Source organism: Segatella copri (assembly GCF_009494835.1).
Lineage (GTDB): Bacteria > Bacteroidota > Bacteroidia > Bacteroidales > Bacteroidaceae > Prevotella > Prevotella copri_F.
Map to the genome: position 1 here is coordinate 186,687 of NZ_VZBE01000001.1, position 11,569 is coordinate 198,255.

Genomic DNA, 11,569 nt, shown 5'->3' on the forward strand with positions numbered 1-11,569 from the left:
AAAGTAAAATGGCTAATTACTATAGTGATCACCCTGAGATTGAATTTCATCTCAATCACCCATTGATGAAGCGTGTTGTTGACTTGAAGGAGCGCAACTACGCTGAGAAAGACCAGTTTGAAGATGCTCCAGTAAACTACGAGGATGCCATCGAGAACTACAAGCGATTGCTGGATATTACCGGCGATGTAGCTGCTAACATCATCGAACCAAACTCTGAGGATGTTGACCTCGAAGGTCCACACCTGGAGAACGGCCGCATGATTTATGCCAGCAAGACATTCGAGAACCTCGATGCTACCCGCAAGGCTGGCCTCTGGGGCTTGTCAATGCCTCGTCGTTACGGCGGTTTGAACTTGCCTAACGCCATCTTCTCTATGGCTTCTGAAATCATTGCTGCTGCCGATGCCGGTTTCCAGAACATCTGGTCGCTCCAGAGCTGTATCGATACACTCTATGAGTTCGGTTCTGAGGAGCAGCGCCAGAAGTACATCCCTCGCATCTGCGCAGGCGAGACCATGAGTATGGACTTGACTGAGCCTGATGCTGGTTCTGACTTGCAGCGCGTAATGCTGAAGGCTACACAGGATGAAGACGGCACATGGCGTCTGAACGGTGTGAAGCGTTTCATCACCAATGGTGACTCAGACATCCACCTGGTTCTGGCTCGTTCTGAAGAAGGCACCAAGGATGGTCGTGGTCTTTCTATGTTCATCTACGACAAGCGTGATGGTGGCGTAACTGTTCGTCACATCGAGCACAAGTTGGGTATTCACGGTTCTCCTACCTGCGAGTTGGTTTACAAGAATGCCAAGGCAGAGCTTTGCGGTAACACCCGTCTCGGTTTGATTAAGTACGTGATGGCTTTGATGAACGGTGCCCGTTTGGGTATTGCAGCTCAGAGTGTGGGTGTTGAGCAGGAGGCTTACAACGAGGGCTTGGCTTATGCCAAGGAGCGTGCTCAGTTTGGTGAGAAGATCATCAACTTCCCAGCCGTTTATGACATGCTTTCAAGAATGAAGGCTAAGTTGGATGCAGGCCGTTCACTCCTTTACTGCTGCGCCCGCTACGTAGATATCTACAAGGCTTTGGAAGACATCGCCCGCGACACTAAGCTCACTCCAGAGGAGCGTCAGGAGATGAAGAAATATACCCGCTTGGCTGATGCATTTACTCCATTGGCAAAGGGTATGAACTCTGAGTATGCCAACCAGAATGCATACGATGCCATCAGCATCCACGGTGGTTCTGGTTTCATCATGGAGTACAAGTGCCAGCGTCTGTTCCGTGACGCCCGCATCTTCTCTATCTACGAGGGTACTACTCAGCTTCAGGTAGTAGCAGCTATCCGCTACATCACCAACGGTACTTATCTCAGCATTATCAAGGAGATGTTGGAGAATGAGGTATCAGATGACTTGAAGCCATTGAAGGAGCGTGTTGCCAAGCTCGTAAATCTTTACGAGGCAGCCATCAACAAGGTGAAGGAAGCAAACGATCAGGCAGTTCATGACTTCCTGGCTCGCCGTCTCTACAATATGACTGGCGACATCGTAATGTCTCTCCTCATCCTCGACGATGCTACCAAGGCACCAGAGATGTTCCAGAAGAGTGCCAACGTATATGTTCGCATGGCAGAGGAGGAAGTTCTCGGTCATTCAGCATATATCCAGAACTTCAAGGCAGAAGACTTGGAGAGTTTCAAGGCGTAAAGGACAATTATAAGATAATAGGAGATAAGCTACTATATTTCTACTACTTATCTCCTATTTTTACATCTACAATTTTTCAATATACATAAAGTATGAAGCAACATGTCAATATAATTTCCGCAAGTATTAGAGATTCTAAAGTTTTACATATTGGTATTGTGTTACAATGCAATGAGCATGATACTTTTGGTATTGTAGTAGGCTATTCTTGCTCAGAAATTCGGGGAAGTACCATGATAAAAATGGGATTTCCGATATTGAGCTATTTTGAAAAAGAACGTGGATTTCAACTAAAGGAAAAGACTTTTGTTGTATACCTAGTAAATAGCAACGATTATGAGCATGCTTTAGAAATAAAGGAATTATCATCATTTAAACTCATCAATGGTTCTCTAGATAATGAAATACAAGCTTTATCACCATTTATACAAATGGAAAAGGGATTTAAATGCTTATATTATCCAACAAAAAAACAAGAAGCAATAATATATCTAGAAAAAGTACTCACAGCAGAAGACAATACTCTTTTCGAATATTTTTTAACATTAAAAGAATTTGAATTTGGCGAAATACCTTCTCAAAAAGAAAGGGAAGATACGCTTTTAAAGATTCACACATATGTTCAAAGTTTTGAAATAGAAAAAGAATTACAAACTTATTGCGTTACACAATCCGCTTGGTTTCAGTGCCGACCAGGAAGAGACGATCATTATTTTATGGAAGAGAAAAGAAGTATAGAATCCACAGATCCATATATAAGATCACTACTCCCTTTGTGCAATGATCTAAATTACTATTCGTGCAATGGGCGTAGTTCAGAAGAAGTAGATTTCTCTAGAAAAAATGAGCAACAAATAAAAGTAGATAAAACAAATGCAATAAAAATGTACTCAAAAACCAACCATATCAACTTTCTCATTAATGATTACTACGAGCACATTTTTTCTAATAAGGACAAAAAAAATAAAATCTGGGCAGATATTGAAAGCATCTTAGACTATTATCACATAGAGAAATGCTGTGGCAAATATTTCTACAACACCCTTACTATAAAACATTACAATAATTTAAGACAGAATATTACAACCAAATAGTTTAATATATAATTAACATTTCATTAACGAGGAAGAACAGAAAAACTTATTCTTCCTCGTCTACTATTAACAAACTATTTTTTGATAAGAAACAACGTATCGAATTCTTGCCATATAGCCATCTTTATCAAAAACAACATCTGAAGAAGTTGAAGATTCAGAAATTCCAGATATTCCTACATTTAAGACAAACCATACATTTTCTTCCTTCAACCTTTTTTGAAAAGCAAGCAACCATAATTCCACAGCATTCTTAGTAATTGTAGGTGGCAACAATATCACTACATTTTTCGCAGCATAGGATAAAACAGAAACCACATCTGACATTCTATCCCACGTGCCGATAATTTTATCACTATACTCCTCTTTTAGTTTTCGATAGTGATTTGCATCAACAAAATCAATAAAAATACAACTATTCATAATTTATTATTTATAAAGTTCAACATCAGCATTACTAGTGCATATGCACTGATAACGCCCTTCTCTAATACAATCTGTAGCATCAGTGGTATCCCAAACAACATCAGTATTAATAACATCAACTATAAGAGGACACCTATAAGCACCTTTAGGAAGACCAGCATCTTTTATTTTGTTTGCACAATCTCCACAAACATACAATCTAGCATTAACAGTATTCATAACTTTATCTATTTAAAAATTATGGTAAGTATTATCACTAAACCATTCGGGGGCAAATATACACATTACAGATTACCTAACAAAACTAATTATTTTTTTTAACGTACGGTTAAGATTCTGTAACAAAATGACCAACATCAGTACAAATAAGAACCAAAAAGTCCATGGGTAAGTAAATACCACACGGACTTTTCTTTATTTTTTCTGTGTATTACTTCTCGTCATCGAAGGGTCAGCAACATACTTTTGAAGAGGATGATTAATCATTTCCGGAATCCAATAGAAGAGCTTGTTTGCTAATCGTAAAGGCTTTATGTACTTATCCTTCATAGGCTTGGCCGCTCTTTGAATTATCAAAGCAAGCTCTTCGTAGCTATAAGGCTTAAAAGCGCATAAATCTACAAGGAGTTGACTAACCTTTTCCCGAGATGCCCACTTTCCTAGTTTTGCAACTCGTTCTTGGAGCCCTTTAGGAAGTTCCCTCAGTAATTCATTACGACTTTTCGGTTGGCTTTCGATTTCAAATGTACCATGCTGAGGTGGTATCTTTTCGCCTTGAGGTGGTATCTTTTCGCCCAATGTACCATGCTGAGGTGGTATCTTTTCTCCCAATGTACCATGTTGAGGTGGTATCTTTTCGCCCAATGTACCATGCTGAGGTGGTATCTTTTCGCCCAATGTACCATGCTGAGGTAGTAACCTTTCGTCCTGAGGTCGTAACCTTTCTCCTAAGGATACCACCTTGGAGGTTCTTATATAGTAAGTGTTACGCCCCTGCCCTTTCTTCTCGATAAATCCAAGTTCGCAAAGCTTATGAATCTCCAAGCGTGCACGGGCATGAGTAATCGAAGAATCCAGCTGGCGATACGTAGCATTATCTATCGCACCCACTTCTCTCACGAAGACTAGAGCCAGCTTCTGCTCATTCACCAAGCCAAACTCGGCATATTGAGCCAACCATTCCATATTCTCCTTGCTGAGGAAATGATGGAGCAGAAGTCGTGCCGTAAACTTATTCGCTTCATGGTTCGACTCAAAAGTCGGCGGCATCAAGCCTGCCTCCTTCATCAATCTGCGCATCGCACCAATACCAGTACCCTTAGTCTCAGCAAGATTCGTATCATGGAAAATCTCACTGATTCTTGGATTGCGAAGCATAGAGCCTGGCTCTCCCCAATCATCCTGAGGTTTCAGAGAATAGCCTGGGTTGTGAATCTCAATACGATTGGAATAGCGGATAATCTGAATCGGCTGATTCACTCGATTAGAACGGTGAATATACGAATTGACTATCGCCTCACGTAATACCTTGTTTGGAAGAATCGCCGGTGTAGATGCCTGCATGGAATCCTTCTTCAGCTCAAAACCCTTTGGCAGGTCATCCATCACAGCACTACATGCCTTGTTCACCATGAGGATTAATGGTCCACGCATATCGATGGTCTGCTCAAAACGATTATCGCCATCAGCTAACCACTGATTGCCAGAAATTCTGATGTAATCAACTCTGAACGAAGGAACCAAACGACGAAGCGACATCTGTTTTCCAAAAACCAAGAGACCCGTATAAGTCAAATCATATCCACCTTGCTTATTCTTCTTAATAGCTCCTAATGCCCTCAACAAATCTACATCATTCAGCGTCAGTTCTTCCGCATCAGGATTCACTTCCTTGCGAAGTTTACGATAGAAATTGAGTGCATTCTCATCTATATCATCAAGGTCTGCATCATCTACAATACAACTATCATAGGTATCAGCAGACTGATAGAAAAGATACATATCCTCTTCTGAGCATTTTTCATCAGAAGGACCAATACGACGAAACGCCCCCTCAGGCAAACCACGCTTGGCAAAATACGCTGGTTTCTGACTCTCAGGTAACTCTTCGATTTTGACAACAATAACAGTCTTACCCAAATATTCCTCCACATTAATAATCGGGCGAATACGGACATTGAACATAGAGTTACACATAGCGACAAAATCAGATTGAACTTTGTCTGTGTTCTCAATATTCTCAGGCTCATAGACAGGTCTGCCGTCTTCAGCCATTCCGGTACGTTTGGCGCCTAAAAGCAGATAACCACCGCACAGACCTGGCTCGTTGGCAAAAGCACAAACCGTTTCCATCATGCTCTTGCCAACAGCTGATGCCGACTTGGCTTCTATTCTCCTATTTTCATCAAAGCTATTTAGCTCTGCAAATAATTCCTTCGCTGTTCTCATTTTCTTAATTATATTTAGGTAAGGAGACGTCATTTGTCATCCTCTTTGCCTATTCGGCGGTAAAGTTAATCAAAAATTCACAAACTTACAAACAAAAGATGGATTTTTTCGCTTTATCCCTTTCATTTTCAGATATAATTAGTATCTTTGTGGCGTTTTAATTGGAGGACAAAGATATGAGTTTAAAATTAATTGATAGGGAGGAGAAAAAAGGACTTGCCAAACTATGGGAAGACATAGATATCTGGTGGTATTGCCATGTAACAGACAAATACCGCTCTGTATGTTGCTGGTTCAGAATATGCTGTAACAAAAGACGTTGGAAGCTCGTAAAACAAGCAGCCTTCCATACATATCCATTCTCTTATGAATATTTTTATGATTTGCAGAAAACATACATGGAAGAGTTAATAGCACATTATAAACATGGATATTTCGCTACAGCAGAAACTTACGAGCCAATAGTACGTTGGATAAAAATGGCGGTCAAACTCCATGATATTATGCTTGACAATAATGTTGATCTTTTCTACTATGAAGGAGAGATGGAGTTTGTGCCAATAGATGATGGAAAGTTCTATAAATTGAAAGATGACAATGTGAAGTATCGTTGCTTGGTAAAGGTAAATATGAGAAACCTTGACCGCTATCTGAAATTATCACATAACCAAAAAGCTAAAAATTGGTACATAGAGCATCCTCATGAACTATACCAGTTGAAAGCATGGTACTTATACCATAAGTTGCTTGCTTACTATGCACAATCTTGGTGGGACTAAAACCATTCATTTTTGTCGAAGTATAGAAAAGTCATACGACCAATGGGTATACAGTTGTACAACCAAAAGATGTATAGTCGTACAACCAAAAGGTATATAGTCGTACAACTAAAGAGGGTTGCCACTAGGCTCAGCAGACCTTCCGACTGCAGTCAGCAGACCTGCTGACTAGGCTCAGCAGAGCTGCTGACTGCAGTCGGAATCTTCTAGAAACAGGCTTCGTATACTTAATATATTAGTTCATTGAATCTGATTAAACGCCTTTCGTTACTTACCCAGTCGTCTCGGTGCGTTTATTCAGGCATATTAGGCTTTAGCAGTAAATAATAATCTCTTTTTATAATCACAGTCATTCCCGAAAAGTGAAACAAATAACAAAAATCGGAAATAGGGATTTTCCCTTCTACTTTAGGGAATCCTTCTCTTTTTATTTCAAAAGAAAGCTGTACTTTTGCAACCATAAAACAATATAATAACTTATAAAAACAGTATCGCTTATGAAAAGAAATGAAGTAATGGCGCTCATCGCCACAACCATATTGATGTTTGCCGTATGCCTCTCGGCTTCGGCTAAAGGAAAAAGAAACGTGGAGCGGGGAATGACCAAACAAGAAGTGATTGCCATCTTGGGAGAACCTAAGCTCACCAGTTTCGACATGTATGGGGACAAATGGGAATATGCCAAATATAATAATCTGTTTGGAGATTCCAAGTACATCACGGTCTTCTTCGACAGAAACGGAAAGGTAGTGCAGTACGATACAAGAATCATAGAACCCAACAGCCAGACGTCGAATGTACAGCAACCACACACAACTCCACCCATCTACGATGGAAGATGTGAGCCAGATGGCAGAATGAATTACGGCTATTGTCTCGATGATACTTCCTTCTCCAAACTATATAATAAGGTGAAGAAGGCAAGCTTTGATGACAATAAGTTCGATCTGATAGAAGTGGCTAGCCTCGGCTGTTACTATTCCTGTGCCCAAGCTGTCAGCATGATGAATATATTCACTTTTGGTGACAGCAAGATGAAAGCCCTCAAACTGATGGCTCCTCATATCATAGATTTGCAGAATGCCATTATCATCTATCAGCAATTCAGTTTTGAAAGCGAAAAGCAAAAGGTAGGAGAAATATTAAGAAGCAGCAGAATATCTCCTCAAAACTTGCATATTCAATGAAAAAGCATTAATTTTGCACTCAAAAATTGCAAAATAAATGAATACAAAGATATTATCAAAAGACAAAGACCCGATGGGTGCCGCTATCCTTGATTATCAGAAATCGGGAAGAGCAGGAAGATTACGTGTGCTCTCTTCTATGTTCGAAGAGGACGAAATGCCGGTGAAACATCTCTTCAGAAAAGTTGAAGAGATGCCGATGCTGGAGCAGAAGGCCTTGCAACTCACAAAAGGGCGTGTACTGGATATCGGAGCCGGCAGCGGCTGCCATACGCTCGCCTTGCAGGAGAAAGGCTTGGAGGTAAAAGCCATTGATATTTCTCCTCTGAGCTGCGAAGCGATGGAACTGAGAGGAGTAAAGGATGCGGAATGCATCAATCTTTTCGATGAACATCTGGAAACAGGGTTCGATACCATCCTCCTCCTGATGAACGGCACTGGCATTGCCGGGAAAATAGAAAACCTCCCTACCCTCTTCAACCGTCTCAAGGCTTTGCTCAACAAGGGCGGACAGATTCTTATCGATTCCTCCGACCTCAAATATATCTACGAGAATGAAGACGGAAGTTTCGACATCAATCTGAATGGTGCCTACTATGGTGAAGTGGATTATCAGATGATTTACAAGGATATAAAGGGCGACAGGTTCGACTGGCTCTACGTAGATTTCCCATTGCTCAAATCCATCGCCGAAACCTGCGGTCTGCATGGCGAACTCGTGGAAGAAGGCGAACATTACGACTATCTGGCTAGGATTTTCTAAGTATATAAAGATAAAAGGAGTTAAGAGGATGGTCTTAACTCCTTTTTATCTTTTCTTTCTATTTAATCGTCGAAATCGTGACGTCCGAAAAATCATTCATATAATCCAGAATCTCCAGCGTATGGAACCCCCGTTTGGCTTTTATTTCAATGCTCGCCTCCACAAATTCTTCCTTAGAAAATCTCCGTTCTTTCAGTTCGTAAGAATGAACTTCCATGCCTTTCTGTTTGATTTTACTGATGAATTCCTTCACGCTGTCCCTTGATGGAGCAGAGAAATTCAGTTCGATGGTAGAGGTTCCCAACTGCGGTATCAGATAATTCAGCACCTCCAGTCCCATCAACACCATCATCGTAGTAATAGCTGCAGCCACATACATACCCGTTCCGCAAGCCAATCCGATAGCTGCCGTCACCCACAAACCAGCAGCCGTAGTCAACCCCCTTACCACATTCTTCTGGAAGATGATGGTACCGGCGCCCAGGAATCCGATACCCGAAACCACTTGGGCAGCAACGCGCGAGGAATCCTTCAGATCAAAGCCAAATCCATACTGGGAAACAACACAGAAAAGTGCACTACCCAGGGCTACCAGGAAGTGAGTGCGGAACCCCGCCTCCTTGGCCCGGTATTCTCTTTCGATGCCTATCGCTCCTCCTAAAATGAGAGCTAGAGACAGGCGAACAGTCAGGTCTATATAGGTTGCATCCATAAATATCCTTTCTTTTTAAAAGATGAAAGAAGCATCACAAAATGCCTCTATTTGATGTTATCAATGCAAATATACAACTTTTCTTTGAAAGAAAGGCGAGAATTTCAAAAAAATAATGTATCTTTGCAACTGTTAGTGCCTATTTCGGCAATTTATTCACAAATACACATTTATTTATATACATGGCAACAGTTGACGACAAGAAGATCATCTTCTCAATGGTGGGCGTATCTAAGATTATCCCACAAAACCAGAAACAGATTCTGAAGAACATCTACCTATCGTTCTTCTACGGAGCAAAAATCGGTATCATCGGTTTGAACGGTGCCGGTAAATCTACGTTGATGAAAATCATCGCAGGACTTGAGCAACCTACCCAGGGTGAGGTGGTTTGGAGCCCAGGCTACTCTGTGGGCTACTTGCCTCAGGATCCTCCGCTCGACGAGAACAAGACCGTGAAGGAAAACGTGATGGAGGGTGTGCAGAAAATCTATGATGCACTCGCAGAATACGAGGACATCAACAATAAGTTCGGTCTCGAAGAATATTACGGAGACCCTGATAAGATGGACAAGCTGATGCAGCGTCAGGCTGAGGTGCAGGATATCATTGATGCAACCGATGCCTGGAACATCGACTCCAAGCTGGAGCGTGCGATGGCTGCCCTGCACTGTCCTCCTGGCGATTGGCCTGTTACCAATCTCTCGGGTGGTGAACGCCGCCGCGTGGCTCTCTGCCGCCTGCTCCTGCAGAAGCCGGACGTACTCCTGCTCGATGAGCCTACCAACCACCTGGATGCTGAGAGCATCGACTGGCTGGAGCAGCACCTGCAGCAGTATGAGGGTACCGTCATCGCCGTAACCCACGACCGCTACTTCCTCGACGACGTGAGCGAGTGGATTCTGGAGTTGGACCGTGGCGAGGGTATTCCATGGAAGGGCAACTATTCTTCATGGCTCGACCAGAAGACCAAGCGAATGATTCAGGAGGAGAAGACTGCCTCTAAGCGCCGCAAGACATTGGAGCGCGAGTTGGAATGGGTTCGCATGGCGCCTAAGGCACGTCAAGCTAAGGGTAAGGCTCGTCTGAACTCTTACGAGCAGATGCTCAACCAGGAGCAGAAGGAGCGCGAGGAGAAGCTGGAAATCTTCATCCCTAACGGTCCTCGTCTGGGTAACAAGGTTATCGAGGCTCAGCATGTAAAGAAGGCGTTCGGCGAAAAGGTTCTCTTCAACGACCTCAACTTCATGCTTCCTCCTAACGGCATCGTAGGTGTGATTGGTCCTAACGGAGCCGGCAAGACTACCCTCTTCCGCCTCATCATGGGCTTGGATCAGGCAGATGGCGGAACATTCGAGGTGGGTGAGACCGTGAAGCTGGCTTATGTTGACCAGCAGCACAAGGACATCGACCCACAGAAGACCGTTTACGAGGTGATTTCCCAGGGCAACGAAACCTTGCGTCTGGGTGGCAGAGATGTGAATGCACGTGCTTACATCAGCCGCTTCAACTTCTCGGGCACCGACCAGAGCAAGCTCTGCAGCGTACTCTCGGGTGGTGAGCGTAACCGTCTGCAGTTGGCATTGGCATTGAAGCAGGAGGGTAATGTTTTGCTCCTCGATGAGCCTACCAACGATATCGACGTGAACACCCTCCGTGCCTTGGAGGAAGGTTTGGAGGCATTTGCCGGTTGTGCAGTGGTAATCAGCCACGACCGCTGGTTCCTCGACCGAATCTGTACCCATATTCTTGCCTTCGAGGGCAATGGTGAGGTCTTCTTCTTCGAGGGCAGCTATTCAGAATATGAAATCAACAAGGCGCGCCGCCTGGGCGATACAGAGATCAAGAAGGGTCGCTATCGCAAGTTGATGGAGGAATAAAGATTCGAAAAAGATAAAGAAGAACTCGGTTCTGAAACAATAAAAAACAAAAGAAAAGGTGTGTCTTTGCCTTAAGACACACCTTTTTTGTTTCTATGTAGCCGTTTTCAAAAGCTTTACCAGATGCAACCAGGACGTTCAGGAAACTGCGTCGCGACGTATCTGGCTGTACGTCGGGACATAACGATTATTACGTCGGGACGTATCAGATGCTACGTCGGGACGTAATTTCTTCTATGTCGTCAGTTAAATTGCAAAAAAACAAATGAAAAAAGCCAAGTATTGAACCGAAAAAAAGGATTTTTGCTCAATGCTTTCTTAGTTTTCACCCCAAAATCCCTCTAAAACACCTATATTTCGCTGGTTTTTATGGCAATAGATGGCAGATAGAACCGAAGAACAGAGAATTGCCATACCCATAATGCATTCGTAATCAAAGAGATAACCTATCAATATGGCAATATGGCAATTCTTTGGCGCAAAAAAATATATATAAAACAACATGCCCGACACAATCGAGTAGGAGGAAAACGAAGTAGTTTTCCTCCTACTTTCGTTTTCCGACCTC

The 11,569-nt window shown here is 42.7% G+C and carries 12 protein-coding genes; 6 read left to right on the forward strand and 6 right to left on the reverse strand.

Annotated elements, in window-relative coordinates; translation table 11 throughout:
- The first annotated feature begins 8 nt into the window (after positions 1 to 8).
- Together F7D47_RS00740 and F7D47_RS00745 are read left to right on the forward strand one after the other, a co-directional pair.
- Positions 9 to 1,712, forward strand: coding sequence for an acyl-CoA dehydrogenase family protein (locus F7D47_RS00740; RefSeq protein WP_153086461.1), 1,704 nt, complete (start codon positions 9 to 11; stop codon positions 1,710 to 1,712).
- 92 nt (positions 1,713 to 1,804) lie between these two features.
- Complete coding sequence (locus tag F7D47_RS00745) at positions 1,805 to 2,806, forward strand: hypothetical protein (protein WP_153086462.1); 1,002 nt, start codon at positions 1,805 to 1,807, stop codon at positions 2,804 to 2,806.
- Positions 2,807 to 2,872: 66 nt separating this feature from the next.
- On the opposite strand, the gene F7D47_RS00750 is transcribed toward F7D47_RS00745, so the two are convergent.
- From F7D47_RS00750 to F7D47_RS00760, 3 genes are all read right to left on the reverse strand, one after another.
- On the reverse strand, positions 2,873 to 3,229 hold the full coding sequence (locus F7D47_RS00750; RefSeq protein ID WP_153086463.1) for a hypothetical protein: 357 nt from the start codon (positions 3,227 to 3,229) through the stop codon (positions 2,873 to 2,875).
- A 6-nt stretch (positions 3,230 to 3,235) separates the two neighbouring features.
- Positions 3,236 to 3,451 carry a hypothetical protein gene (locus F7D47_RS00755; RefSeq protein WP_153086464.1) on the reverse strand — a complete coding sequence of 72 codons (216 nt, stop codon included), beginning with the start codon at positions 3,449 to 3,451 and terminating at the stop codon, positions 3,236 to 3,238.
- 195 nt (positions 3,452 to 3,646) lie between these two features.
- On the reverse strand, positions 3,647 to 5,680 hold the full coding sequence (locus tag F7D47_RS00760; RefSeq protein ID WP_194252640.1) for an ATP-binding protein: 2,034 nt from the start codon (positions 5,678 to 5,680) through the stop codon (positions 3,647 to 3,649).
- 176 nt (positions 5,681 to 5,856) lie between these two features.
- Here F7D47_RS00760 and F7D47_RS00765 point away from each other — a divergent pair, with 176 nt between their 5' ends.
- Positions 5,857 to 6,459 carry a hypothetical protein gene (locus F7D47_RS00765; protein ID WP_153082334.1) on the forward strand — a complete coding sequence of 201 codons (603 nt, stop codon included), beginning with the start codon at positions 5,857 to 5,859 and terminating at the stop codon, positions 6,457 to 6,459.
- A gap of 293 nt (positions 6,460 to 6,752) precedes the next feature.
- Here the strand turns inward: F7D47_RS00765 and F7D47_RS00770 are convergent, their stop codons facing one another.
- Positions 6,753 to 6,920 carry a hypothetical protein gene (locus F7D47_RS00770; RefSeq protein WP_153086466.1) on the reverse strand — a complete coding sequence of 56 codons (168 nt, stop codon included), beginning with the start codon at positions 6,918 to 6,920 and terminating at the stop codon, positions 6,753 to 6,755.
- 36 nt (positions 6,921 to 6,956) lie between these two features.
- Between F7D47_RS00770 and F7D47_RS00775 the strand changes: the two genes are divergently transcribed.
- The gene (locus tag F7D47_RS00775) at positions 6,957 to 7,646 is read left to right on the forward strand and encodes a DUF4476 domain-containing protein (protein WP_153086467.1); all 690 of its coding nucleotides are present in this window, start codon (positions 6,957 to 6,959) and stop codon (positions 7,644 to 7,646) included.
- Between the two features lie 37 nt (positions 7,647 to 7,683).
- Positions 7,684 to 8,409 (forward strand): class I SAM-dependent methyltransferase, encoded by a 726-nt coding sequence (locus F7D47_RS00780; protein ID WP_153086468.1) that lies wholly within the window; start codon positions 7,684 to 7,686, stop codon positions 8,407 to 8,409.
- A gap of 58 nt (positions 8,410 to 8,467) precedes the next feature.
- On the opposite strand, the gene F7D47_RS00785 is transcribed toward F7D47_RS00780, so the two are convergent.
- Positions 8,468 to 9,121, reverse strand: a complete 654-nt coding sequence (locus tag F7D47_RS00785) for an MgtC/SapB family protein (protein WP_022120191.1) — start codon at positions 9,119 to 9,121, stop codon at positions 8,468 to 8,470.
- A gap of 182 nt (positions 9,122 to 9,303) precedes the next feature.
- Between F7D47_RS00785 and ettA the strand changes: the two genes are divergently transcribed.
- Positions 9,304 to 11,001, forward strand: coding sequence for an energy-dependent translational throttle protein EttA (gene ettA, locus F7D47_RS00790; protein WP_006847047.1), 1,698 nt, complete (start codon positions 9,304 to 9,306; stop codon positions 10,999 to 11,001).
- A gap of 318 nt (positions 11,002 to 11,319) precedes the next feature.
- Here the strand turns inward: ettA and F7D47_RS14845 are convergent.
- On the reverse strand, positions 11,320 to 11,569 hold a 250-nt coding region (locus F7D47_RS14845), incomplete at its 5' end, for a hypothetical protein (RefSeq protein ID WP_228113438.1).